Raw genomic sequence first — 24947 nt, forward strand, 5'->3', positions numbered from 1 at the left:
AACGGCCGAGTTGACTTCCAGCCACCTCGGCCGCAGCGACGCGGCCTCGTCAGGGAGGTTCCGAAGATGAACATGCGTATGCGTCGTGCCGCCGTAGCCGTAGCCGCGACCACGATGGCTGTGTCCCTCGCCGCTTGTGGCAGCGCCAAGGAGTCGGGCGACAAGACCAAGGAGAGCGGCGCCGCCAAGGGCGACGCGATCACGATCGGTCTGCTCCTGCCGGAGAACCAGACCGCGCGCTACGAGAAGTTCGACAAGCCGCTCATCGAGAAGAAGATCAGCGAGCTGACCAACGGCAAGGCCAAGGTCGTCTACGCGAACGCCAAGCAGGACGCGACGCTGCAGAACCAGCAGGTCGACACGATGATCACCAACAAGGTCGACGCGCTGATCGTCGACTCGGTGGACTCCAAGGCCATAGCCGGCTCCGTCAAGAAGGCCAAGGACGAAGGCATTCCGGTCGTCGCCTTCGACCGTCTCGCCGAGGGGCCGATCGACGGATACACCTCGTTCGACAACGAGCAGGTCGGCCACGTCCAGGGCAAGGCGCTCCTCGGGGCTCTCGGAGCCAAGGCCAAGGACGGCCAGATCGTGATGATGAACGGCGCGATCACCGACCCGAACGCCGCCCTGTTCAAGAAGGGTGCCAAGGCCGAGCTCGACGGCAAGGTGAACGTCGGCCGCGAGTACGACACCAAGGAGTGGAAGCCGGAGAACGCCAACGCCAACATGGAGGCGGCGATCACGGCTCTCGGCAAGGACAAGATCATCGGTGTCTACTCGGCCAACGACGGCATGGCGGGCGGCATCATCACCGCTCTGAAGGCTGCCGGCCTCGCCAAGCTCCCCCCGGTCACCGGCCAGGACGCCGAGCTCGCGGGCGTGCAGCGCATCGTCGCGGGTGAGCAGTTCATGAGCGTCTACAAGCCGTACGCGCCCGAGGCTGCCGCCGCCGCCGAGATGGCCGTCGCGCTCGCCAAGGGCGAGAAGCTCGACTCCATCGCCAAGTCCAAGACGGACAGCCCGACCACCAAGGGCATCCCGGCGGTGCTCGTCCCGGTCGTCTCGCTGACCAAGGACAACATCAAGGACACCGTCGTGAAGGACGGCGTCTACACCGTCGCCGAGATCTGCACCCCGAAGTACAAGGCCGCCTGCGACGCACTCGGTCTGAAGTAAGTCCCCAAGCGTTACGGGACTTACGCACCCACGAAGCCTGTCCGGTGTCCCGCCCCACTCCAGCCCCCGCTATCGGGGCGGGGCACCGGGCAGAAACGCTTCTTCCCTCTGTTCGCTTCTGCTCAACCTCCGCGCCTGTTCCCTCGGCGCGGCATCCCCGCCGGTCAGGCGGCGAAGGAGATGGTTCACGTGTCCGCTACGCCCGTGTTGGCGTTGCGCGGGGTCTCCAAGCGATTCGGTGCCGTTCAGGCGCTCACCGACGTAGAGCTTGAGGTCCACGCCGGTGAAGTGGTCGCCCTGGTGGGCGACAACGGCGCCGGAAAGTCCACGCTGGTCAAGACGATCGCCGGCGTGCATCCCATCGATGAGGGCGTCATCGAGTGGGACGGCAGCACCGTTCACATCAACAAGCCGCACGACGCCCAGAATCTCGGTATCGCGACCGTCTACCAGGACCTCGCGCTCTGCGACAACATCGACGTCGTCGGCAACCTCTACCTCGGCCGCGAGCTCCGCAAGCGGGGCATCCTCAACGAGGTCGAGATGGAGCGCCGCGCCCGCGAGCTCCTCAACACGCTGTCGATCCGCATCCCCAGCGTGCGTATCCCGATCGCCTCGCTCTCCGGAGGCCAGCGGCAGACCGTGGCCATCGCCCGCTCGATGCTCGGTGAGCCGAAGCTCGTCATCCTCGACGAGCCGACCGCGGCCCTCGGCGTCGAGCAGACCGCGCAGGTCCTCGACCTCGTCGAGCGGCTCCGCGAGCGCGGTCACGCGGTGATCCTCATCAGCCACAACATGGCCGATGTGAAGGCCGTCGCCGACAAGGTGGCAGTGCTGCGCCTCGGCCGTAACAACGGCGTCTTCGAGGTCAAGACCACCTCCCAGGAAGAGATCATCTCCGCCATCACCGGCGCCACGGACAACGCCGTGACCCGTCGTGCGGCGCGCACCACGGAGGTTCAGAAGTGAACACCGAAAAGACCTCCACCCCCACCGACGCGCCGGTCGTGAACCCGGAGGCCGCCCACGACGCGGTCACCGCGGTCGACCCACGGCTGCTGGTCCGCGAGCAGGGCTTCGCCGGCTACATCACGGAGTTCAAGCGCAAGCTCCACGCCGGCGACCTCGGGTCCATCCCCGTCGTCATCGGCCTGATCGTCATCTGCGCGGTCTTCCAGAGCCTGAACTCGAACTTCCTCTCCGCGAAGAACCTCAGCGACATCTCCGTCGCGATGGTCGCCACCGGCATGATGGCCGTCGGCATCATCTTCGTACTGCTGCTCGGTGAGATCGACCTGTCGGTCGGTTCGGTCAGCGGTGTGTCCGGAGCCGTCGTCGCCGTACTGAGCGTCACCCACGGGATGAACGAGTGGCTGGCGGTGATCGTCGCGATCGCCAGCGGCGCGGCCATCGGCGCGCTCCACGGCTTCTTCTTCGCCAGGATCGGCGCACCCGCATTCGCCGTGACGCTGGCCGGTCTGCTCTTCTGGCTGGGCTTCATGCTCCAGCTGCTCGGCGACCAGGGCACCATCAACCTGGACGGCGAGGGAGTGGTCGGCAAGCTGACCACGTACTACTTCTCGGACGTGGCCGCCGCCTACGGTCTCGCCGCGGTCGCAGTGGCCGGGTTCTTCCTGTCGGCATTCGTCGACAACCGCCGCCGTGAGGCCGCGGGCGTCCCGTCCCGGCCGCTCGGCGACATCGTGCTCCGCACGGTGTTGCTCGGCGTGATCGCCTTCGCCGCCGCGGTGATGTTCAACCAGTACCGCGGCCTGCCGCTGGCGCTGGTCCTCTTCCTGGTGGTCCTGGTGCTGACGGACTTCGTGCTCCGCCGCACCACGTACGGCCGCAAGATCTTCGCGCTCGGCGGCAGCGTCGAGGCCTCCCGGCGTGCCGGTATCAACGTCACGGCGGTGCGTATCTCGGTCTTCGCGATCGCGGGCACCTTCGCCGCCATCGGCGGACTGTTCTGGGCCTCCAAGATCGCCGCCGCCAACCAGAGCGCCGGCGCCGGTGATCTCCTGATGAACGTCATCGCGGCGGCCGTCATCGGCGGTACCAGCCTGTTCGGTGGACGCGGCAGGACCTGGAACGCGCTGCTCGGTGTCATGGTGATCGTCTCGATCCAGTACGGACTGTCGCTGCAGGGCATCGCCACCCCGATTCAGTACATGATCACGGGTGGAGTTCTGCTGGCCACCGTGGTGATCGACTCCGTCACCCGGAAGACGCAGAAGACCGCGGGCCGCGCCTGACCGCGGCTCCGCAGAAGTGCCCGGCACCGTTCGCGGTGCCGGGCACCTCTGTGTGTTCACCCGACTGCGTGATGTACATCGCACCGCCCGGCGACCGGCGTCGCGGACGGAACACTAGACTCGACGGACCGGCAAGCTAGACCGCACAACTGCAAGGAGGCACGGGTGGCGCTGCTGACCCGCATCACGGGACCGCGCGATCTGGATCGGCTCAGCCCGGAGCAGCTGGAGCAGCTGGCTGCCGAGATCCGGACCTTCCTCGTGGACGCAGTCTCCAAGACCGGTGGGCACCTCGGTCCCAACCTCGGCGTCGTGGAGCTGACCATCGCTCTGCACCGTGTCTTCGACTCTCCGAAGGACAAGGTTCTCTTCGACACCGGCCACCAGAGCTACGTACACAAGCTGCTCACAGGCCGTCAGGACTTCTCCAAGCTCAAGATGAAGGGCGGCCTTTCCGGCTACCCGGCGCGTGCCGAGTCCGAGCACGACATCATCGAGAACTCCCACGCCTCGACCGTGCTCGGCTGGGCCGACGGCCTCGCCAAGGCCAACGAGGTACTGAGGAAGGACGACCACGTCGTCGCCGTCATCGGCGACGGAGCGCTCACCGGCGGTATGGCCTGGGAGGCGCTGAACAACATCGCGGCCGCCAAGGACCGCCCGCTGGTGATCGTCGTCAACGACAACGAGCGCTCGTACGCCCCCACCATCGGCGGCCTCGCCAACCATCTCGCCACGCTCCGTACGACCGACGGCTATGAGCGTTTCCTGGCTCGCGGCAAGGACATCCTGGAGCGCACCCCCGTCGTCGGGAAGCCGCTCTACGAGACCCTGCACGGCGCCAAGAAGGGCCTCAAGGACTTCATCGCCCCGCAGGGCATGTTCGAGGACCTCGGCCTCAAGTACGTCGGCCCCATCGACGGCCACGACATCGAGGCCCTGGAGTCCGCGCTCGCCCGCGCCAAGCGCTTCGGCGGCCCCGTCATCGTCCACTGCCTCACCGAGAAGGGCCGCGGCTACCAGCCGGCCCTCCAGGACGAGGCGGACCGCTTCCACGCCGTCGGCAAGATCCACCCCGACACCGGACTGCCGATCGCCTCCTCCGGCGTCGACTGGACCTCGGTCTTCGGCGAGGAAATGGTCAAGCTCGGCAAGGAGCGCGCGGACATCGTCGCGATCACGGCGGCGATGCTGCAGCCGGTCGGTCTCGACAAGTTCGCCAAGGCCTTCCCCGACCGGGTCTACGACGTCGGCATCGCGGAGCAGCACGGCGCGGTCTCCGCGGCCGGCCTCGCGACCGGCGGACTGCACCCCGTCTTCGCCGTGTACGCCACCTTCCTCAACCGCGCCTTCGACCAGGTGCTGATGGACGTGGCCCTGCACAAGTGCGGCGTGACGTTCGTACTCGACCGTGCGGGCGTCACCGGCACCGACGGCGCCTCGCACAACGGCATGTGGGACATGTCGATCCTGCAGTGCGTGCCCAGCCTGCGGATCGCGGCTCCGCGCGACGCCGACCAGGTCCGCGCCCAGCTGCGCGAGGCCGTCCAGGTCGACGACGCGCCGACCGTGGTGCGCTTCTCCAAGGGCGCGGTCGGCCCGGCCGTGAAGGCCGTCGGCAAGGTCGGCGGCATGGACGTGCTGCGCCACGCCGACGCGGACCGGCCCGATGTCCTCCTCGTCTCCGTCGGCGCGCTCGCGCCGATGTGTCTGGAGATCGCCGGCCTGCTGGACGCGCAGGGCATCTCGACCACCGTCGTCGACCCGCGCTGGGTCAAGCCGGTCGACGAGGCGCTCGCGCCGCTCGCCGAACAGCACCGCGTCGTCGTCACGGTCGAGGACAACAGCCGGGCCGGCGGCGTCGGTTCAGCGATCGCCCAGGCGCTGCGCGACGCGGGAGTCGACGTACCGCTGCGCGACTTCGGCATCCCGCCGCGCTTCCTCGACCACGCCTCCCGCAAGGAGGTCATGGCGGAGATCGGCCTGACCGCACCGGACATCGCCCGGCAGGTCACCGGTCTCGTCTCCAGGCTGGACGGCCGGTTCGAAACCGAGGCGGTCGAGCCCGCCCGCGACTGACCCGTAGCGCCGAAGGGCCGGTTGGTTCACCCTGTATGGGTGGTCCGACCGGCCCATTCGCGTGAAATCCACCCGTACGGAGCCCTCTCGGACCGCCGTTGTCCCAATCATGGCGATCACGACGAGTGCGTGGAGGTACGCCGGTGAGTACGCAGCAGGACACGGGACCAAGCGGAGACGGCCTGTTCCGGACCAAGACGGTCGAACAGTCGATCCGTGATACCGAGGAGCCGGAGCACGCGCTCAAGAAATCCCTCTCCGCGCTGGACCTGACGGTCTTCGGGGTCGGGGTCATCATCGGCACCGGCATCTTCGTGCTCACGGGCAAGGTGGCCAAGGAGACGGCGGGACCCGCGACGGCCCTCGCCTTCGTGGCCGCGGGCATCGTCTGCGCCCTCGCCGCGCTCTGCTACGCCGAGTTCGCATCCACCGTCCCGGTGGCAGGATCGGCGTACACCTTCTCGTACGCCTCGCTCGGCGAGCTGGTCGCCTGGACCATCGGCTGGGACCTGGTCCTGGAATTCGCCCTCGGTACCGCCGTGGTCGCGGTCGGTTGGTCGGGCTATGTCCGCTCGCTGCTGGACAACGTCGGCTGGCACATGCCCGCCGCGCTCTCCGGGCCCGATGTGGCGGAAGGATTCGGCTTCGATCTCCTGGCCTTCTTGCTGGTGCTGCTTCTCACGGTCATCCTGGTGCTCGGTATGAAGCTGTCCGCGCGGGTCACGGCGGTCGTGGTCGCCATCAAACTGACCGTGGTCATGATCGTGATCATCGCGGGCGCCTTCTTCATCAAGGCCGACAACTACTCGCCCTTCATCCCCCCGGCCCAGCCACAGGCCGCCGGAGCGGGCTGGGACGCCCCGCTGGTCCAGCTGATCTTCGGCTACCAGCCCACCAACTTCGGCATCATGGGCATCTTCACCGCCGCATCCGTCGTCTTCTTCGCCTTCATCGGCTTCGACGTGGTGGCCACCGCCGCCGAGGAGACCAAGGTCCCGCAGCGGGACATGCCGCGCGGCATCCTCGGTTCGCTCCTGATCTGCACCGTGCTCTATGTCGCCGTGTCGCTGGTGGTCACCGGCATGCAGCACTACACAGAAATGTCGGTGAGCGCTCCGCTCGCCGACGCCTTCAAGGCCGTCGGGCACCCTGTCTACGCCGGAATCATCAGCTTCGGCGCCGCGGTCGGCCTCATCACGGTGTGCATGATTCTGCTGCTCGGACAGACCCGGGTGTTCTTCGCGATGAGTCGCGACGGGCTGCTGCCGCGGTTCTTCTCCGTCACGCACCCGCGCTTCCGCACGCCCTACCGGCCGACCATCCTGCTCGGCGTGATCATCGCGATCATCGCGGGCTTCACCAGCATCAACGAGCTCGCGACGCTGGTGAACATCGGCACGCTCTTCGCGTTCGTCGTCGTCGCCCTCGGCGTGATCGTCCTGCGCCGAACCCGGCCCGAACTGCACCGCGCCTTCCGCACCCCCTGGGTGCCTTTCCTTCCGATCGTTTCGGTGGCCGCCTCGGTCTGGCTGATGCTCAATCTGCCGGCCGAGACCTGGCTGCGGTTCGCCGTCTGGATGGCGTTGGGCTTCCTGGTGTACTTCCTGTACGGCCGCAGCCACAGTCGTCTCGGCCGCCTCGGTCCCGAATCCGAGTACTAAGCCTTCTTGCCCGGCTCGGTTCTCCCCGGCCCCGTACGTCCTGCTCCGGCAGTGGCTGCGGGGCCGGACACGGTAATTTCCCGGGTTTGACGGAGCGTTGCGCTATCTGCGCCTGCCCGGCGGCAGCACGGTCCGTGGGCCCACGCACTCCGCGCCGTACGCCTCAACCCGCCGACACAGCTCCCGGTCGGCCGTGACGACGACACACGCCCGGTCCGCCTCCCGCTCCGCCACAAGCTCCACGATCCGGTCGTCGCCGCTGCCGGGTGCCGACTCCACCCGCACGCCGGGCACGGACTCCACCCCCTTGGCGGCGCCCTCCACGACGAGCACCATCTCGACGGGGCCGGGCCACCCGGGAATCCCGTCAGCGGCAAGGCCGACGAGCCGGTCCCTGAGCCGCTCGGCCGCCCCGCGCCGGTCCCGCCACCAGCCGTCGGGCACCGAGCCGACCACATTCGCCCCGTCGACGATCACCAGAGTCCGCATATCAGCAGGATGACAGGCCCCCGGGACAGACAGCAGCCCCGGCACCGAACGACGGTGCCGGGGCTGCTGCTTGCTCGGGATCAGACGTTACGCCGGGACGCTCGCCACGCCCTGCGCCAGGAACGTCTTGCCGTTCACGCGCTCGGAAACACCCTCGCGGTCCAGGTACGGCGTGATGCCGCCCAGGTGGAAGGGCCAGCCGGCGCCCGTGATCAGGCAGAGGTCGATGTCCTGGGCCTCGGCCACGACACCCTCCTCCAGCATCAGACCGATCTCCTGCGCCACCGCGTTCAGTACGCGCTCGCGGGTCTGCTCCTCGGTGAGGACGACATCGCCCTGCTTGAGGAGTGCCGCGACCTCCGGGTCCAGCTCCGGCTTGCCGGAGTCGTAGACGTAGAAACCGCGCTTGCCCGCCTTGACGACCGCGGCCAGGTTCTCGGAGACCGTGAAGCGCTCCGGGAAGGCGCGGTTGAGGGTCTCGGAGACATGCAGACCGATCGCCGGGCCCACCAGCTCGAGCAGGACCAGCGGCGACATCGGAAGCCCCAGCGGCTCGACGGCCTTCTCGGCCACCTCGACCGGAGTGCCCTCGTCGATGACGTTCTGGATCTCGCCCATGAAGCGGGTCAGGATGCGGTTGACCACGAAGGCCGGCGCGTCCTTGACCAGTACGGCGGTCTTCTTCAGCTTCTTCGCGACACCGAAGGCGGTGGCGAGGGCCGCGTCGTCCGTCTTCTCGCCGCGGACGATCTCCAGCAGCGGGAGGATCGCGACCGGGTTGAAGAAGTGGAAGCCGACCACGCGCTCCGGGTGCTGGAGCTTGGACGCCATCTCGGTGACCGACAGCGAGGAGGTGTTGGTGGCGAGGATCGCGTGCGCCGGGGCGACCGCCTCGACCTCCGCGAACACCTGCTGCTTGACGCCGATCTCCTCGAAGACGGCCTCGATGATGAAGTCGGCGTCGGAGAAGCCCTCGGCCTTGTCCAGCACACCGCTGACCAGGCCCTTGAGGCGGTTGGCCTTGTCCTGGTTGATACGGCCCTTGCCGAGCAGCTTCTCGATCTCGGCGTGGACGTAGCCCACACCCTTGTCGACGCGCTCCTGGTCGATGTCGGTCAGCACGACCGGCACTTCGAGGCGGCGCAGGAAGAGCAGGGCCAGCTGCGAGGCCATCAGACCGGCGCCCACGACGCCGACCTTGGTGACCGGGCGGGCCAGGGACTTGTCCGGGGCACCGGCAGGGCGCTTGCCGCGCTTCTGCACCAGGTTGAAGGCGTAGATGCCGGAGCGCAGCTCGCCACCCAAGATCAGGTCCGCGAGCGCGGTGTCCTCGGCGTCGAAGCCGGCCTGCAGGTCACCGTCCTTGGCGGCGGCGATGATGTCCAGCGCGCGGTACGCGGCCGGGGCGGCGCCGTGCACCTTGGAGTCGGCGACGAAGCGGCCGCGCGCCACGGCGTCGTCCCAGGCCTGACCGCGGTCGACCTCGGGCCGCGCCACAACGATCTCGCCCTTGAGTACGGACGCCGTCCAGATCAGCGACTGCTCGAGGAAGTCGGCGCCCTCGAAGATCGCGTCGGCGATACCGAGTTCGAAGACCTGCTTGCCCTTGAGCTGCTTGTTCTGGTTGAGCGAGTTCTCGATGATGACCGAGACGGCCTTGTCCGCGCCGATCAGGTTCGGCAGCAGTGCGCAGCCGCCCCAGCCCGGGACGAGACCGAGGAAGACCTCGGGCAGCGAGAAGGCGGGGATCGCCTGGGAGACGGTGCGGTACGAGCAGTGCAGACCGACCTCGACACCGCCGCCCATCGCCGCGCCGTTGTAGTACGCGAAGGTGGGGACGGCCAGCGCCGAGAGGCGCTTGAAGACGTCGTGGCCGCCCTTGCCGATGGCGAGTGCGTCGGAGTGCTGCTTGAGCAGCTCCACGCCCTTGAGGTCGGCGCCGACCGCGAAGATGAACGGCTTGCCAGTGATACCGACGCCGACGATCGCGCCCTCGGCCGCCTCCTTCTCGACCTGGTCGATGGCGGCGTTCAGGTTCGCCAGCGACTGGGGGCCGAAGGTGGTCGGCTTGGTGTGGTCCAGGCCGTTGTCCAGCGTGATGAGGGCGAACTTGCCCGCGCCGGCCGGGAGGTCGAGGTGGCGTACGTGCGCCTGCGTGACGACCTCGTCGGGGAAGAGCTCGGCGGCGCCCTTCAGGAGTTCGGTGGTGCTCACTTGGTGCCTCCGTCGAAGTGCGGGTTCTCCCAGATGACCGTCGCGCCCATGCCGAAGCCGACGCACATGGTGGTCAGGCCGTAGCGGACGTGCGGCTGCTCCTCGAACTGGCGGGCCAGCTGCGTCATCAGGCGGACACCGGAGGAGGCCAGCGGGTGGCCGTACGCGATGGCGCCGCCGTACTGGTTGACGCGCGCGTCGTCGTCCGCGATGCCGTAGTGCTCGAGGAAGGCCAGCACCTGGACGGCGAAGGCCTCGTTGATCTCGAACAGGCCGATGTCGTCGATCGACAGACCCGCCTTGGCGAGGGCCTTCTCGGTCGACGGGATCGGACCGTAGCCCATGACCTCGGGCTCGACGCCGGCGTACGCGAACGACACGAGCCGCATCTTGACCGGCAGGCCCAGCTCGCGCGCGACGTCCTCGGAGGCGAGGAGGGAGGCGGTGGCGCCGTCGTTGAGACCGGCGGCGTTACCGGCGGTGACCCGGCCGTGCGCGCGGAAGGGGGTCTTCAGGCCCGCGAGCGACTCCAGGGTCGTGCCCGGACGCATCGGCTCGTCCGCCGTGGCCAGGCCCCAACCGGTCTCGCCCGCTTCGGCGTTGGTGCGACGTACGGAGACCGGCACCAGGTCCTGCTGGATCTTGCCGTTGGCGTACGCCTTCGCGGCCTTCTCCTGCGAGCGCACGGCGTACTCGTCGGTGCGCTGCTTGGTGATGGTCGGGTAGCGGTCGTGCAGGTTCTCGGCGGTCATACCCATGAAGAGGGCGGACTCGTCGACGAGCTTCTCGCTCACGAACCGCGGGTTCGGGTCGACGCCCTCGCCCATGGGGTGACGGCCCATGTGCTCGACACCGCCGGCGATCACGACGTCGTACGCGCCGAAGGCGATGGAGCCGGCGGTCGTCGTCACGGCGGTCATCGCGCCCGCACACATGCGGTCGATGGAGTAGCCGGGGACGGACTGCGGCAGACCCGCGAGGATGCCGGCGGTGCGGCCGAGGGTGAGGCCCTGGTCACCGATCTGCGTGGTCGCGGCGATCGCGACTTCGTCGATCTTGGCGGGGTCGAGGTCCGGGTTGCGGCGCAGCAGCTCCCGGATCGCCTTCACGACGAGATCATCGGCCCGGGTCTCGTGGTAAATGCCCTTCGGGCCCGCCTTGCCGAACGGGGTGCGGACGCCGTCGACGAAGACGACGTCCCTGACGGTACGAGGCACGATGGCTCTCCTCCAGGGTGCGGGATGGCACTGCTGCGACGCGCCTAAGCGCGCTTCCTCCGCTCATGCTACTTGCGGGTAACCACCCTGCCCACCCCCTGCGCCGGGAGCGGCGAACGTCACACGGAGGGGTGGGCGCGGGCTCTGCCCCCGGACCCCCGCGCCTCACGGCCGGCGGGGCTGGAGTTTCCCGCCCAGTGGGGCTGATTTTTCCGTCGGTCGGCCCGAAGATTCAGGCCGACCGACGGAAATCAAGCCCGTCCGGCGATTGAGGACACGCCCGAAGGGCGTACCGGGGGCCGGGGCAGCCCCCTTCGCGGCGGAGCCGCAAAAGAACACAGTCGGGAAGGAAGGGGCGGGCAGGGGAAGGCCCGCCGCAGGCGTCAGGCCGTCGCCGTCAGCGCACGCGCAAGGAGCGGGGCCACCAACTCGATCTGCCAGGCGCGCGCACCATGGCCCGCCAACGCCTCCGTCACCGCGGCCACCGTCGCCTCCGCCGGCGGCTCCCAGCAGACCCGGCGCACCGTGTCCGGCGTGATCAGGTTCTCCTGCGGCAGATTGAGCTCCTCCGCGAGTGCGGAGACCGCAGCGCGTGCCGCGGAGAGCCGGGCCGCGGCCGCCGGGTCCTTGTCCGCCCAGGAACGGGGCGGCGGCGGACCGTTCAGCGGCTGGCCGGGCTGCGGCAGCTCCGCGTCGGGCAGCGCCTTGGCCCGGTCCACGGCCGCCTGCCACTGCTCCAGCTGACGCCGTCCCATCCGGTGGCCGAAGCCGGGCAGTGCGGTCAGCGCCTGAAGGTTCGCCGGCACCGCGAGCGCCGCCTCGACGATCGCGGAGTCGCTCAGCACCTTGCCCGGCGACACATCGCGTCGCTGGGCGACCTTGTCGCGGGCCGTCCACAGCTCCCGTACGACCGCCATCTGACGGCGGCGGCGCACCTTGTGCATCCCGGACGTACGACGCCAGGGGTCCTTGCGCGGCGGGGCCGGCGGTGCCGCGGCGATCGCGTCGAACTCCTGGCGGGCCCACTCCAGCTTGCCCTGCCGGTCCAGCTCCTTCTCCAGCGCGTCGCGCAGATCCACCAGCAGCTCCACATCGAGCGCGGCGTAGCGCAGCCAGGGCTCGGGCAGCGGGCGGGTTGACCAGTCGACGGCCGAGTGGCCCTTCTCCAGGGCGTAGCCGAGTACGGACTCGACCATCGCGCCGAGCCCGACCCGCGGGAAGCCCGCAAGCCGCCCGGCCAGCTCGGTGTCGAAGAGCCGGGTCGGGATCATGCCTATTTCGCGCAGGCACGGGAGGTCCTGGGTTGCCGCGTGCAGGATCCACTCCGCACCGGCGAGCACCTCGCCGAGCCCCGAAAGGTCGGGGCAGCCCACGGGGTCGATCAGCGCGCTGCCCGCGCCCTCGCGCCGCAGCTGTACGAGATAGGCCCGCTGGCCGTACCGGTAGCCGGACGCGCGCTCGGCGTCGACGGCGACGGGGCCGGTGCCCCTGGCGAAGGCGTCGATCACTTCGGCGAGGGCATCGTCGGTGGCCACCACCGGTGGAATGCCTTCACGGGGCTCCAGCAAGGGAATCGGCGCCGGTTCGACGTCGTCCGGGGGAGCGCCCCCGGTGGTTCGCAGTGCTGTCTCTGCTGCGGTCTCTTGGGCGTCGGTCACGTGTCAAGGGTATCCGTCAACGGACGGCGCCCGTCGACGGAACGTTCCGTCGACGGGCGTGAAGAAATGTAGAGCGGTCAGTGGATGATCCCTGTGCGCAGAGCAACGGCCACCATTCCGGCTCGGTCGCCGGTGCCGAGCTTGCGTGCGATGCGGGCCAGGTGGCTTTTGACGGTCAGTGCGGACAGGCCCATCGAGACGCCGATCGCCTTGTTGGACTGGCCCTCGGCGACCAGGCGGAGCACCTCGACCTCGCGGCCGGAGAGCTCGCGGTAGCCGCCCGGGTGGCTCGGGGCACCCGGGGGGCGGCGGTGCATCCGGTTGGCCGCGGCGCCGATGGGGGCGGCCCCGGGGCGGGTCGGGTGCCCGATGTTCGTACGCGTACCGGTGACGACATAGCCCTTGACGCCGCCCGCGAGGGCGTTTCGCACGGCGCCGATGTCGTCGGCGGCGGAGAGGGCCAGGCCGTTGGGCCAGCCCGCGGCTCGGGTCTCGGACAGCAGGGTCAGCCCGGAACCGTCGGGCAGGTGGACGTCGGCCACGCAGATGTCGCGCGGGTTGCCGACGCGGGGGCGGGCCTCCGCGATGGACGACGCCTCGATCACGTCACGCACTCCGAGGGCCCACAGGTGGCGGGTGACGGTGGAGCGGACGCGCGGGTCGGCCACGACGACCATGGCCGTCGGTTTGTTCGGGCGGTAGGCGACCAGGCTTGCGGGCTGCTCGAGAAGAACGGACACCAGGCCTCCTGGGAAGGTGCGGGACGGAGCCGGCTCGGGGAGGAAGCCGGGGCGAACCGTGCTTGAAGGGTCACGAACCTCTTCGGCACCAAACCCGCCCGCCTTTAGAGAATGATCACGATTTGGTGAGTAACAATTGGGGCAATTCGGACGCGTGATCGATCATCCTACGAGCGAGCCCGTCCCGGATCACGAAGCACGCACGCATCACGAGCATCCCGAGCATCGAGCTGCGACTGCCGAACTGCGACTGCCGAACTGTGACTGCCGAGCTGTGACCACCCGGGCTCAGTCTCCCGGGCCGCGCCCCGGGTACGGACTACGGCTGCTGCGGACCGCGCCGCTGCGGCAACGACACCACGCCCGTCGCCGAGTCCGCCGTACCGGCCGACGACGGCGGCAGCCCGGCGACCTGACAGAGCAGATCGCACCAGGCCGCGAAGTGTGCCGCCGAGTCCGGGACTCCGCCGACCCCCTCCCGCGGCGTCCACGAGGCCCGGATCTCGATCTGCGTCACCGGCTGTCGCTCGGAGAGTCCACCGAAATAGTGAGACCCCGCGCGGGTGACGGTCCCGCTCGGCTCCCCGTACGACAGACCGCGCGCCTCCAGGGCGCCCGTCAGCCACGACCAGCAGACCTCGGGCAGCAGCGGATCGGCCGCCATCTCCGGCTCCAGTTCCGCGCGTACGAGTGTCACCAGCCGGAAGGTGCCCTGCCAGGCGTCATGGCCGGCCGGATCGTGCAGCAGGACGAGCCGGCCGTCCGCCAGATCGTCGTCGCCGTCGACGACCGCGGCCTCCAGGGCGTACGCATGCGGGGCGAGGCGCTGCGGCGGGCGCGTCGGGTCCACCTCGATCTCGGGTCGCAGTCGCGCGGCCCGCAGTGCATCGACCGCCTGCCGGAACGCGCGCGGGACGGCATTCCCCTCCGCGCTGTCCGCATCGTCAGCGCCGTTGGAATGATCGGAAAAATGTCCCTGAGCCGCAGCCATGCGGGGAAGAGTAGGCGGAACGGGGGCTTCGCGCAGGGAGGGACACCCGGCCCGGGGCGGCCACTTCAGGTGTACGTGCGAAGATTCTGGGCGTGAGTGCCAATGACAGCCCCTCGGGCATGCCGACCAAGACGTACGACTCCGCTTTCCTGAAGGCGTGCCGGCGTGAGCCGGTGCCGCACACACCGGTCTGGTTCATGCGGCAGGCGGGGCGCTCACTGCCCGAGTACCTCAAGGTGCGCGAGGGCACTCAGATGCTCGAGTCGTGCATGCAGCCCGAGCTGGTCACCGAGATCACGCTCCAGCCGGTGCGCCGGCACAAGGTTGACGCCGCGATCTACTTCAGCGACATCGTCGTACCGCTCAAGGCCATCGGCATCGACCTCGACATCAAGCCGGGCGTCGGCCCGGTCGTCGCCGAACCGATCCGCACCCGCGCGGACCTGGCGCGGCTGCGCGACCTCACGCCGGAGGACGTCTGGTACGTCACCGAGGCGATCGGGATGCTCACCGGCGAGCTCGGCCCGACTCCGCTCATCGGTTTCGCCGGTGCGCCCTTCACCCTCGCCAGCTACCTCGTCGAGGGCGGTCCCTCGCGCAACCACGAGCACACCAAGGCGCTGATGTACGGCGACCCGCAGCTGTGGGCCGATCTGCTGGACCGCCTCGCCGAGATCACCTCCGCCTTCCTCAAGGTGCAGATCGAGGCGGGCGCGAGCGCCGTGCAGCTCTTCGACTCGTGGGTGGGCGCGCTGGCCCCCGCCGACTACCGGCGCTCGGTGATGCCGGCCTCGGCCAAGGTCTTCGACGCGGTGGCCTCGTACGGCGTCCCGCGCATCCACTTCGGCGTCGGCACCGGCGAACTCCTCGGCCTGATGGGCGAGGCGGGCGCGGATGTCGTCGGCGTCGACTGGCGGGTCCCGCTGGACGAGGCGGCCCGTCGGGTCGGCCCGGGCAAGGCGCTCCAGGGCAACCTCGACCCGGCGGTCCTCTTCTCCACGCAGGAGGCGGTGGAGACAAAGACCCGCGAGGTCCTGGACGCGGCGGCGAGCCTGGAGGGGCATGTCTTCAACCTGGGCCACGGTGTGCTGCCGACGACGGACCCGGACGCGCTGACGCGTCTGGTGGAGTACGTGCACACGCAGACCGAGCGCTAGACGCGCAGACCACGCGCTAGACCCGGGGGATCAGGACCACGCGACACAGGACGCCCCGACGTTTGCCCTGCCCCGCCTGGGGCAGCGAGCGGCGCCGACGCACATATCCATGCCCGCGCCCAGGCGCGGGCGAATAGCCGCACTGGACGGCCTGCGACTGCTCGCCGCGCTGATGGTGGTGGCCTACCACTACCTGGCGCGCGGCGAGGGCTGGTCGGCATCCGGGCAAGCCAAGTTCCCCACCACCGCCTTCCCCTTCGCCGCCTACGGCTGGCTGGGCGTGGAGCTCTTCTTCCTCATCAGCGGCTTCGTGATCTGTATGAGCTGCTGGGGCCGGTCGGTGGGAGACTTCTTCGTCTCCCGCGTGACCCGCCTCTACCCGGCCTATTGGTTCGCCGTTCTCGCCACCACGGCGGTGCTGCTGCGCATACCCGGCGGCCAGAAGCCGCTGCCGTGGCCGGACGTCCTGACGAACCTGGCCATGCTTCAGGAGCCGCTCGGGGTCCGCATGGTCGACGGCGTGTACTGGACCCTCTTCGCCGAACTCCGCTTCTGTCTGCTGTTCGCGGTCGTGGCCTGGTGGGGTCTGACCTACCGGCGAGTCCTTGTCTTCTGCTGTGTGTGGGCGGTGGCGGGGATGGCCTTCAGCAAGTTCGGCGACGACGCCTTCCGGTTGATGGTCATGCCGAACCACTGCTGGTACTTCATCGCCGGAATGGCGTTCTACCTCATGTACCGGTTCCGGCCGACGCTGCTGCTCACAGGCATCGTCCTGGTGTGCTTCGGGGCGGCAGTGCCCGCCGCGCGCACCACCTGGAGCCGCACGCTCGGCTATTTCGACCACCCCATTCCCTTCTGGCCGGTCATGGCGGTCATGGCGACGTGCTTCGGGGTAATGGGCCTGGTCGCGGCCGGAAAGCTGTCGTGGATGACGTGGCGATGGCTGCCCTACGCGGGCGCTGCCACGTACCCGCTCTATCTGCTGCACCAGAACATCGGCTGGGAACTCATCAGGGTGCTCGAGCCTCGCGTACCGGCGTATGCGCTCGTCGGCCTGCTGGTTGGCGGAATGCTGCTGGCAGCCTGGGCTGGTGCACCGGCTGATAGAGCGACCGCTGGTCCGGCCGCTGCGGCGCCGGCTCGACAGGGCGCTCGCCGACGCGAGGGACCACGGCGAAAGCCACCGGGCCGGCCTCCCGCTGAGCTTGCCCCGCCCGACTCCTGTCCGCACGGGCGGGCCGCTGCCTCAGGTCCCGGCCTTGCGGATGCCTCAGATCCCCGCCTTGCGGACCGCGGACACCGCCTTGCGCGCCGCCACCAGGACCGGGTCCCAGACCGGGGAGAACGGCGGGGCATAGCCAAGGTCCAGGGACACCATCTGTTCCACCGTCATTCCGGCGGTCAGCGCCACCGCCGCGATGTCCACGCGCTTTGCCGCGCCCTCGCCGCCGACGATCTGGACGCCGAGCAGACGGCCCGTACGGCGTTCCGCGAGCATCTTCACCGTCATCAGGGTGGCGCCGGGGTAGTAGCCGGCGCTGTTCGTCGACTCGATCGTGGTGGTGACGTACTGCAGGCCCACGGCGCGGGCGTCCTTCTCGCGCAGGCCGGTGCGCGCGATCTCCAGGTGGCAGACCTTGCTGACGGCTGTTCCGACGACACCCGGGAACATTCCGTAATCCCCGCCCACGTTGGAGCCGATGATCTGGCCGTGCTTGTTCGCGTGCGTGCCCAGTGCGATATGGCGTTCGCGGCCCGAGATCAGGTCGAGGACCTCCACACAGTCGCCGCCCGCCCAGATGTTCTGGTGGCCGCGCACCCGCATCGCCGGATCGGTGAGCAGACCGCCGTACACACCGAGCGGCAGGCCGGCGGCGCGGGCGAGCGTCGTCTCCGGCTCGACTCCGATGCCGAGAACCACAACATCCGCCGGGTACGAGGCGGACTCCGTGGCGACCGCCGACACCCGGCCGTCCTGGCCCGTGAGGACCTTGGTGACCGCCGCGTCTGTCACCGTCGTGATGCCCAGACCGTCCATCGCCTGGTGGACCAGGCGGCCCATGTCCGGGTCGAGCGTGGCCATCGGCTGCTCGCCGCGGTTGAGGACGGTCACCTCGTAACCGCGTTTCAGCAGCGCCTCCGCCATCTCGACGCCGATGTAGCCGGCACCGACGACGACCGCGCGCCGGCCGCTCGTAGCGGCGAGAGTGTCCAGCAGGGCCTGGCCGTCGTCGAGGGTCTGCACCCCGTGGACGCCCGGTGCGTCGATGCCCGGCAGCGCGGGGCGGGTGGGACGCGCGCCGGTCGCGACGACCAGCTTGTCGAAGCCCGTCCAGGAATCGGTGCCCGCTTCGAGGTCGCGGGTGCGCACGCGCTGCCCGGCGACGTCGATCTCCGTCACCTCCGTACGCATCCGCAGATCGATCCCGCGCTCGCGGTGCTCGGCGGGCGTACGGGCGATCAGATCGTCGCGCTCCGGCACATCACCGCCGACCCAGTACGGGATCCCGCACGCCGAGTACGAGCTGAAGTGCCCGCGCTCGAACGCGACGATCTCCAGCTCCTCCGGGCCCTTGAGCCTGCGTGCCTGCGATGCGGCGGACATGCCTGCCGCATCGCCCCCGATGACCACCAGCCGCTCCGTTGCCATGGAGAACACGCTACGGGGGAGCGGCGGTTCAGTCCTGGCCGGGCCCGTGCACGGGCAGGGGGGCCGGCTGCGCGGTCTCCGGCGCGGGGCGCTTCGGCAGACGGGGCCGTATCGCCCAACGCCACAGGGCGTACAGCAGCGCGAACGCCGCGGCCCACGGAGCGACCGCCGCGATCGCGATCCCGATCCACAGCGCTGCCGTCACCAGCGCGTGCCAGCCGCCGCCGAGCGCGTCAAGGAAACCGGGGCCGTCGTCCTCCGCCTGCTGCCCCTTGTCCTCGTTCTCGGAGAGCGACAGGGTGATGGTGGCCAGCGTCGTACGGTCCTTGAGCGCGGCCTGCTGGGCGAGCAGCGACTCCAACTGCGCCTGGCGGCTGCTCAGTTGCCCCTCCAGCGTGACCACGTCGCTGAGCTTGGTGGCCCGGTCCATCAGCGCCCGTACGCGGTTCACGCTGGCCCGCTGCGTCGCTATACGGCTCTCCACGTCCACGACCTGGTCGGTCACGTCCTTGGCGTCGGCCTTGCGGGAGAGCAGCTTTCCGGCACCGGCCAGCTCGGCGAGGACCGCGTCGTACTTCTCCTGCGGGACGCGCAGGACGACGCGCGAGGTCACATGGGTGTCGTCGATCCGTTCGGTGCTCTCGTTGGCGATATGGCCGCCGGCTTTCAGGGTCGTCCCGCGGGCGGCGGCGAGCGCCTTCGGGGCGTCCTTGACCTCCACGTCGAGCTCGGCCGTGCGGATGATGTGGGACGGAGCCAGGGAGACCGGCTGCTTCGGTGGCGTCCGCCGGGCGCCGGAAGCCGACTCGTCGGCCTGGTAGCCGCCGCCCTTCGCGCCCTCCGCCGCGGGCTTCGCGGCCTTGTTGTCCTGGGTGGATCCGGCATCGGCCCCACTGCACCCCGCGAGGGCGAGTGAAGCGGTGAGAAACAGTGCCGCGACCGTACGACGTGCACGCATACAAGCCCCCCGGGACAGATGCTGAGTGTTGCCGGTTCGACGTTCGAGGCCGTGCCGGAGGTTGCCCCTTTCCGGTCCCGAAGCGGTCACGGTCAGGACTCGTTACGGGTCTGAGAGAGTTGATCCATGAACGCGGACACACGTACGGGTCATGTCGTCGTCATCGGAGGCGGCATCGCCGGTCTTGCGGCCGCGCACCGGCTGATCGCCTCCGGTGTGCGCGTCACCCTCCTCGAGGCCACCGACCGGCTGGGCGGCAAGCTGCAGGCCGGCGAGATCGAGGGCGTCCCGGTCGACCTCGGTGCCGAGTCGATGCTCGCCCGCCGCCCCGAAGCGGTCGAACTGGCCCGCGCCGTCGGTCTCGCCGACCGGCTCCAGCCGCCGGCCACCGCCTCCGCCTTCGTGTGGACACGGGACGCGCTGTGCCCGATGCCCAAGGGCCATGTGATGGGCGTGCCGAGCGACCCGGCGGCACTCGCGGGACTGCTCTCCGCCGAGGGCATCGCCCGTATCGGGCACGAACGCGACCTCGCACCCGTCGAGCTCGGTGACGATGTCGCCGTCGGCGCGTACGTCGCCGAACGCCTCGGCCGGGAGGTCGTCGACCGGCTGGTGGAACCGCTGCTCGGCGGGGTGTACGCGGGAGACGCGTACCGCATCTCGATGCGCGCCGCCGTCCCTCAGCTCTTCGAAGCGGCGAAGACCCACGACTCGCTGCTCGCCGCCGTACAGGACATCCAGGCGAAGGCCGCGCGGCAGCAGTCGGCCGGCCCGGTGTTCATGGGCATCGAAGGCGGCGTGGGGCAGCTGCCGACCGCCGTTGCCGACGCCGTACGCGCGCAGGGCGGCGAGATCCTCATGGAGACGCCCGTCCTCGGTATGACCCGCAGTGCCGAAGGCTGGCAGATCCGCACCGACCAGCGCGTCATCGCCGCCGACGGCGTGGTGCTCGCGGCCCCCGCCTGGTCCTCGGCCGCACTGCTCGCCGCCGAGTCACCGGCGGCCGCCGCGGAGCTCGGCCGGATCGAGTACGCCTCCATGGCCCTGGTCACCATGGCCTTCCGCCGCGCGGACCTGGCCGGGATGCCGCAGGGAAGCGGTTTCCTGGTGCCGCCCGTCGACGGCCGCACCATCAAGGCGTCCACCTTCTCCACCCGCAAGTGGGGCTGGGTCGACGAGAGCTCCGCCGACCTGTTCGTGCTGCGCACCTCCATCGGCCGGTACGGCGAGGAGGAGCATCTGCACCGCGAGGACGCCGAGCTCGTCGGCGTATCGCTGCGCGACCTCGGTGAGGCGACCGGACTCGCGGCCAGGCCCGTGGCCACCGAGGTGACCCGGTGGATCGGCGGACTGCCGCAGTACCCGGTCGGGCATCTCGCGCGCGTCGCCCGGATCCGCGACGAGGTCGCCAAGCTGCCGGGCCTCAGGGTCTGCGGCGCGGCGTACGACGGCGTCGGCATCCCCGCCTGCATCGCCGGCGCACAGCGCGCGGCCGACGAGATCATCGCCACGTCCACCCTGGTGCGGGGCACTGGGGACGACGCGGGAGAATAGCCTCATGACTGCACCGGAAAAGATTCCCAACGCGGGGAAGAAGGCGAAGGACCTCAACGAGGTCGTCCGCTACACCCTGTGGTCCGTCTTCAAGCTGCGCGATCTCCTCCCCGAGAATCGCGCCGGCTACGCCGACGAGGTCCAGGAGCTGTTCGACCAGCTCGCCGCGAAGGACATCACCGTGCGTGGCACGTACGACGTGTCCGGTCTGCGTGCCGACGCGGACGTCATGATCTGGTGGCACGCGGAGACCGCGGACGAGCTCCAGGAGGCGTACAACCTCTTCCGGCGCACCAAGCTGGGCCGCGCGCTCGAGCCGGTCTGGTCGAACATGGCGCTTCACCGCCCCGCCGAGTTCAACAAGTCGCACATCCCGGCCTTCCTGGCGGACGAGACGCCGCGCGACTACGTCAGCGTCTACCCCTTCGTGCGCTCCTACGACTGGTACCTGCTGCCGGACGAGGACCGTCGCAGGATGCTCGCCGACCACGGCAAGATGGCCCGCGGCTACCCCGACGTGCGCGCCAACACGGTCGCGTCGTTCTCGCTGGGTGACTACGAGTGGATCCTGGCCTTCGAGGCCGACGAGCTGTACCGCATCGTCGACCTGATGCGTCATCTGCGCGCCTCCGAGGCCCGGATGCACGTCCGCGAAGAGGTGCCGTTCTACACCGGCCGCCGCAAGTCCGTCGCCGAGCTGGTGGCCGGACTCGCCTGAAAGACATGGTGGCCGGGCCCGCAGGGAGCGGGCCCGGCCATCCCCGACCCGGAAGATCAGACGGCGTGCGGCAGCCTGGGGCTCGCCGCCCTGCGGTCCAGCGACACCGGGTCCGGCTCCGGGTGCGGCGCGCACGAAGCGCGCCGCACCGGCGTCTTCCCGTGCAGCAGGTAGTCCTCCAGATAGCCGTTGACGCACTTGTTGTCGCCGCCGCCGATGCCGTGCGTACCGGCCTTCTCCTCCGTGATCAGCACGGAACCCTTCAGCCGCCGCGTCAGCTCAAGCGCCCCCTTGTACGGCGTCGCCGCGTCCCGCTGCGCCGCCAGGATCAGCACCGGAGGCAGCGCACCGCGCTGCGTACGCACCTCCAGCGGCTGCTGCCGCGGAGCCGGCCAGAAGGCGCACGGCAGATTCATCCAGGCGTTGTCCCAGGTCTCGAAGGGCGCCTTGCGCGCCAGCGCGCTGTTGTCGCGGTCCCACACCTTCCAGTCCGTCGGCCACGGAGCGTCGTTGCACTCGACGGCGGTGTAGACGGCTTGGCCGTTCTCCGCCTCCCGCGCCTCGGCCGCCTCCGGCGCCGCCTGGTCGATCAGGGGCTTCGCATTGCCCTTCAGATACTCGGACAGCGCGTCGGCGCGCCGCGTCCAGTAGCCGTCGTAGTAGCCGACCGCCAGGAACGCCGCGTGCAGTTCGCCGGGGCCGACCTTGCCGCCCGCCGGCTTTTCGGCCAGCCGGGCGCGCACCCGCTCGTAACTGCGCGCCACCGCCTCGGGTGTGGCACCCAGGTGGTACGTCTTGTCGTGCTTGGCGACCCAGGCGCGGAAGTCCGCCCAGCGGCTCTCGAAAGCGAACGACTGGTCGAGGTTGTTGCGGTACCAGATCTGCTCCGTGGCCGGGTTGACCACCGAGTCGAAGACCATGCGGCGCACATGGGACGGGAAGAGGGTCGCGTACAGCGCGCCGAAGTAGGTGCCGTACGAGGCGCCCATGAAGTTCAGCTTCTGCTCCCCGAGCGCCGCCCGCAGCACCTCCAGGTCACGAGCGTTGTTGAGCGAGGTGTAGTGGCGCAGCGACTGTCCCGCGTTGCGCGCGCAGCCCTGCGCGTACGCCTTCGCCTGCGCGATCCGCTCCTGCTTGTACGAGGGGGAGGGCTGGACCGGCGCCGGGGTCGGCGCCTTGAGGAAGTCGGCCGGGGCGATGCAGGAGAGTGGCGCGGAGCGGCCGACACCGCGCGGGGAGTAGCCGACGATGTCGTAGGCGCGGGCGATGCCCTTCCACTCGGGGAGCGCGGCGGCCATCGGGAAGTACATGCTGGAGGCGCCGGGACCGCCGGGGTTGTAGATGAAAGCGCCCTGGTACTCGGCCGGCTTGCCGGTCGCCTTCCCGCGGCTGACGGTCAGCTCGATCTGCCGGCCGGCGGGCTCGGCGTAGTCGAGCGGGACCTTCACCGTGCCGCACTGGATCGAATCGGGCAGCATCTCGGCTTCGGCGCAGCGTCCGAAGGCGATGCCTGCCGCGGCGGCGCGCGCGGCCGCGACGGCCGTGCCGTGCGACGCGGCGGAGGCGGTGGTGGCACCGCCGGCCGGAGCGACGACGAGAGCGGACAGAACCAAGGAACCGAGGCTTGTCACGGCCCCGTACTTCGCAACTGCTCTCATCGCGTTCCTTTCGTGCGCACGGCGGCCGGCGGCCACGGGACGAAAGGGATCCTTGGCGGGACGATTAACGATGTAAAGCACCGATGTCCGGTGTCGGGGTCAATGACTCCGATGCGCCGTACGGCCACCGGTGAGCGCCGCACGCAGGACCGGATCGTCGACGGCGCCGACACCGCGGACGGCGACCGCGGTCAGGAACGCGCGCTCGTCGCCGCCACTGTTGGGGGAGAGCGAGCCGAGCAGTCGCTGACCGGCGGGCGAGGCCCAGCGGGTGTAGGGATGCACCTCGACCCGCGCAATGACGAGACAGCCGAGAGTGAGCAGCAGGGGCAGCGCGAACCAGGTGAAGGCCGGGGCATCGGTGCCCTGCTCCTGAGGAAGCAGCAGCAGCGTGGCGGCCGCCAGCGCCACGGTGAGGACGGTGGCGCCCTGCACACCGCGCACGGCGGAGGCGACGTGCGACCTGGCGTTGTCGGGAACCGCGAGGCCGGCGCTGACGAGGCGGTCGGCCAGCGCCCGTACCGCGTCCGCGGCGGACGCAGCGGCTCGTACCGTTGTTGTCCGGGCCTGCCCCGCCGGCCCTATCGCGCCGATGACCGAGCGCTCCAGATCGTCCTCCCCCTCCGGGTCGACGACCGTGGCCCAGCCGGTGTGCGCGAGCAGCAGCCTGCGGCGGCGGTGCATGGAGACGAGGGTGAGATCGGTGACCCGGTGCGGGCCGCCGGCCAGGAACGCGGCCTCGTACAGAGTCAGCGCCTGCTCCCGGCCGGGGCTCTCGGCGGCGGGGCGGGCGGCTTCGACGGCGGCGAGACAGAGCCGGGCGCAGCTGATGCCCGCCGCGGCCCATGCGACCAGGACGAAGAGGACCGAGAACATGGCCGAGTTCTACGCGAGTTGTCCTCCGGTCCGCCATGGGCTGTTCACCATGTGGACCGGGTGTTATTCGTTCGTGACGCCGGTGCGTGGGCGGGAGACCGGGGGCGGCAGCGGGAAGAACGGGGTCGGTGTCGGCGTAACGGGGCGGGCCGGCGGCGGTGTCGTGCCGCGGGCGGGCGGTGGCGGCCCGGTGGGGCTCGCGGTCGTCGTGGCGGCGTCGTCGGCGGCGATGGCGTCGTAGTCGACGAGGCCGGTTGCCTCAAGGACGTTGATGTGGTCGAGGACGGTGGTGTTGGCGTCGTCGGCCAGTTCGCGCACGAGTGTGTTGCGGGTGCTGTTGCGGATGTCGGCGACGAGGGAGAAGACCTTGCCGTGGGCCCGGCGCAGGATGTTCGCGAACTTGGTCTCGTACTCCTGGCCGCGCGCTTCGCTGAACTCCTGCAGCCAGCCCCGCTGCTGGGCCGTCGGCTGGCTGGGCAGCTCCAGAGTGAGCCGCGCCGCGACCTCGCGGACGCGGGCGTCGAGATAGGTGTGGCCCTCGACGAGATGCTCGCCGGCCACTCTGACCGCAACGGATGGGGCGCGGCCGACGGCCTGCTGGCCTGCGGGGAGCTCCCACAGACCGGCAAGTCTGACGCGGACGATGAAGTCCCGGTCGGCGGCGGAGAGCGGGCCCCAGCGGGTGGGGACGGAACCTGCCCGGAGATTGGCGAGGCCGGTTCCGGAGCGGTCGTCGTACGACCAGATCGGGAAGAGAAGCGCGGCGATGGTCGCCGTCAGAGCGACGACGATCAGGCCGGTGCCGGTGAGGGAACGCATGCTGCCTCCTGCGTGCGGTCCAGCACGCTAGTCGGCTCGGGCGTGATCCCGTGGGCTGTTGGGTGAAGTAGGAG

General features: G+C 69.9%; 19 protein-coding genes and 1 pseudogene. 9 read left to right on the forward strand and 11 right to left on the reverse strand.

The annotated features are described in order from the left end of the window. Positions 1 to 66: 66 nt before the first annotated feature. The 5 genes from ACFYXH_RS36960 (at position 67) to ACFYXH_RS36980 (ending at position 7174) form a co-directional block, all read left to right on the forward strand. On the forward strand, positions 67 to 1179 hold the full coding sequence (locus ACFYXH_RS36960) for a substrate-binding domain-containing protein (RefSeq protein WP_389572715.1): 1113 nt from the start codon (positions 67 to 69) through the stop codon (positions 1177 to 1179). A 180-nt stretch (positions 1180 to 1359) separates the two neighbouring features. Next, positions 1360 to 2148 (forward strand): ATP-binding cassette domain-containing protein, encoded by a 789-nt coding sequence (locus ACFYXH_RS36965; protein ID WP_389572718.1) that lies wholly within the window; start codon positions 1360 to 1362, stop codon positions 2146 to 2148. Further along, positions 2145 to 3434 carry a sugar ABC transporter permease gene (locus tag ACFYXH_RS36970; RefSeq protein ID WP_389572721.1) on the forward strand — a complete coding sequence of 430 codons (1290 nt, stop codon included), beginning with the start codon at positions 2145 to 2147 and terminating at the stop codon, positions 3432 to 3434. The genes ACFYXH_RS36965 and ACFYXH_RS36970 overlap by 4 nt, the downstream gene beginning before the upstream one ends. A 165-nt stretch (positions 3435 to 3599) precedes the next feature. Continuing rightward, the gene (gene dxs, locus ACFYXH_RS36975; RefSeq protein ID WP_389572724.1) at positions 3600 to 5513 is read left to right on the forward strand and encodes a 1-deoxy-D-xylulose-5-phosphate synthase; all 1914 of its coding nucleotides are present in this window, start codon (positions 3600 to 3602) and stop codon (positions 5511 to 5513) included. A 143-nt stretch (positions 5514 to 5656) separates the two neighbouring features. Next, complete coding sequence (locus ACFYXH_RS36980) at positions 5657 to 7174, forward strand: amino acid permease (protein WP_389572727.1); 1518 nt, start codon at positions 5657 to 5659, stop codon at positions 7172 to 7174. 102 nt (positions 7175 to 7276) lie between these two features. Here the strand turns inward: ACFYXH_RS36980 and ACFYXH_RS36985 are convergent, their stop codons facing one another. From ACFYXH_RS36985 to ACFYXH_RS37010, 6 genes are all read right to left on the reverse strand, one after another. Next, positions 7277 to 7663 (reverse strand): NTP pyrophosphohydrolase, encoded by a 387-nt coding sequence (locus tag ACFYXH_RS36985; protein ID WP_389572729.1) that lies wholly within the window; start codon positions 7661 to 7663, stop codon positions 7277 to 7279. Between the two features lie 87 nt (positions 7664 to 7750). Further along, entirely contained in the window at positions 7751 to 9877 is a 2127-nt protein-coding gene (locus ACFYXH_RS36990) for a 3-hydroxyacyl-CoA dehydrogenase NAD-binding domain-containing protein (RefSeq protein ID WP_389572731.1), read from the reverse strand. After that, positions 9874 to 11094: an acetyl-CoA C-acyltransferase gene (locus tag ACFYXH_RS36995; RefSeq protein ID WP_327326660.1), complete on the reverse strand. Its 1221-nt coding sequence runs from the start codon at positions 11092 to 11094 to the stop codon at positions 9874 to 9876. Before ACFYXH_RS36995 ends, ACFYXH_RS36990 begins: the two co-directional genes overlap by 4 nt. Before the next feature lie 383 nt (positions 11095 to 11477). Further along, positions 11478 to 12752 carry an HRDC domain-containing protein gene (locus ACFYXH_RS37000; RefSeq protein ID WP_389572736.1) on the reverse strand — a complete coding sequence of 425 codons (1275 nt, stop codon included), beginning with the start codon at positions 12750 to 12752 and terminating at the stop codon, positions 11478 to 11480. A 77-nt stretch (positions 12753 to 12829) separates the two neighbouring features. Next, complete coding sequence (locus ACFYXH_RS37005; RefSeq protein ID WP_005310513.1) at positions 12830 to 13492, reverse strand: response regulator transcription factor; 663 nt, start codon at positions 13490 to 13492, stop codon at positions 12830 to 12832. Positions 13493 to 13811: 319 nt separating this feature from the next. Then, entirely contained in the window at positions 13812 to 14483 is a 672-nt protein-coding gene (locus ACFYXH_RS37010) for a DUF3000 domain-containing protein (RefSeq protein ID WP_385301334.1), read from the reverse strand. Positions 14484 to 14575: 92 nt separating this feature from the next. On the opposite strand from ACFYXH_RS37010, the gene hemE reads away from it, so the two are divergent. After that, positions 14576 to 15640, forward strand: a complete 1065-nt coding sequence (gene hemE, locus ACFYXH_RS37015) for a uroporphyrinogen decarboxylase (RefSeq protein ID WP_389572740.1) — start codon at positions 14576 to 14578, stop codon at positions 15638 to 15640. 172 nt (positions 15641 to 15812) lie between these two features. Beyond that, positions 15813 to 16664, forward strand: a pseudogene (locus tag ACFYXH_RS37020) (acyltransferase family protein); the annotation flags it as partial. A gap of 246 nt (positions 16665 to 16910) precedes the next feature. Here ACFYXH_RS37020 and ACFYXH_RS37025 read toward each other — a convergent pair. Both ACFYXH_RS37025 and ACFYXH_RS37030 read right to left on the reverse strand, forming a co-directional pair. After that, a complete protein-coding gene (locus tag ACFYXH_RS37025) occupies positions 16911 to 18290 on the reverse strand; it encodes an FAD-dependent oxidoreductase (protein WP_389572743.1) in 1380 nt (459 codons plus the stop codon). A gap of 28 nt (positions 18291 to 18318) precedes the next feature. Then, positions 18319 to 19248, reverse strand: coding sequence for a DUF4349 domain-containing protein (locus ACFYXH_RS37030; protein WP_389572747.1), 930 nt, complete (start codon positions 19246 to 19248; stop codon positions 18319 to 18321). Between the two features lie 126 nt (positions 19249 to 19374). On the opposite strand from ACFYXH_RS37030, the gene hemG reads away from it, so the two are divergent. Then, positions 19375 to 20802 (forward strand): protoporphyrinogen oxidase, encoded by a 1428-nt coding sequence (hemG, locus tag ACFYXH_RS37035; RefSeq protein WP_389572751.1) that lies wholly within the window; start codon positions 19375 to 19377, stop codon positions 20800 to 20802. 4 nt (positions 20803 to 20806) lie between these two features. Further along, a complete protein-coding gene (hemQ, locus tag ACFYXH_RS37040; protein ID WP_385301341.1) occupies positions 20807 to 21520 on the forward strand; it encodes a hydrogen peroxide-dependent heme synthase in 714 nt (237 codons plus the stop codon). Between the two features lie 56 nt (positions 21521 to 21576). Here hemQ and ACFYXH_RS37045 read toward each other — a convergent pair whose 3' ends face one another. From ACFYXH_RS37045 to ACFYXH_RS37055, 3 genes are all read right to left on the reverse strand, one after another. Continuing rightward, positions 21577 to 23178, reverse strand: a complete 1602-nt coding sequence (locus tag ACFYXH_RS37045) for an alpha/beta hydrolase (protein ID WP_389572755.1) — start codon at positions 23176 to 23178, stop codon at positions 21577 to 21579. A gap of 99 nt (positions 23179 to 23277) precedes the next feature. Then, positions 23278 to 24054 (reverse strand): TIGR04222 domain-containing membrane protein, encoded by a 777-nt coding sequence (locus tag ACFYXH_RS37050; RefSeq protein WP_389572758.1) that lies wholly within the window; start codon positions 24052 to 24054, stop codon positions 23278 to 23280. 63 nt (positions 24055 to 24117) lie between these two features. Next, entirely contained in the window at positions 24118 to 24873 is a 756-nt protein-coding gene (locus ACFYXH_RS37055; protein ID WP_389572761.1) for a DUF4142 domain-containing protein, read from the reverse strand. Positions 24874 to 24947: the final 74 nt, after the last annotated feature.

The sequence above is a fragment of the Streptomyces sp. NPDC002730 genome, assembly GCF_042888805.1.
In the GTDB taxonomy this organism is placed as follows: Bacteria; Actinomycetota; Actinomycetes; order Streptomycetales; family Streptomycetaceae; genus Streptomyces.

Excerpts from the sequence above, each read along its gene's own strand:
- hemG (WP_389572751.1), top strand. The coding sequence starts at position 19,375 with ATGAACGCGGACACACGTACGGGTCATGTCGTCGTCATCGGAGGCGGC.
- ACFYXH_RS37010 (WP_385301334.1), bottom strand. The coding sequence starts at position 14,483 with ATGGCTGCGGCTCAGGGACATTTTTCCGATCATTCCAACGGCGCTGAC.
- hemQ (WP_385301341.1), top strand. The coding sequence starts at position 20,807 with ATGACTGCACCGGAAAAGATTCCCAACGCGGGGAAGAAGGCGAAGGAC.
- ACFYXH_RS37030 (WP_389572747.1), bottom strand. The coding sequence starts at position 19,248 with ATGCGTGCACGTCGTACGGTCGCGGCACTGTTTCTCACCGCTTCACTC.
- ACFYXH_RS37025 (WP_389572743.1), bottom strand. The coding sequence starts at position 18,290 with ATGGCAACGGAGCGGCTGGTGGTCATCGGGGGCGATGCGGCAGGCATG.
- ACFYXH_RS36985 (WP_389572729.1), bottom strand. The coding sequence starts at position 7,663 with ATGCGGACTCTGGTGATCGTCGACGGGGCGAATGTGGTCGGCTCGGTG.
- ACFYXH_RS37050 (WP_389572758.1), bottom strand. The coding sequence starts at position 24,054 with ATGTTCTCGGTCCTCTTCGTCCTGGTCGCATGGGCCGCGGCGGGCATC.
- ACFYXH_RS37045 (WP_389572755.1), bottom strand. The coding sequence starts at position 23,178 with ATGAGAGCAGTTGCGAAGTACGGGGCCGTGACAAGCCTCGGTTCCTTG.
- ACFYXH_RS36965 (WP_389572718.1), top strand. The coding sequence starts at position 1,360 with ATGGTTCACGTGTCCGCTACGCCCGTGTTGGCGTTGCGCGGGGTCTCC.
- ACFYXH_RS36960 (WP_389572715.1), top strand. The coding sequence starts at position 67 with ATGAACATGCGTATGCGTCGTGCCGCCGTAGCCGTAGCCGCGACCACG.
- ACFYXH_RS37055 (WP_389572761.1), bottom strand. The coding sequence starts at position 24,873 with ATGCGTTCCCTCACCGGCACCGGCCTGATCGTCGTCGCTCTGACGGCG.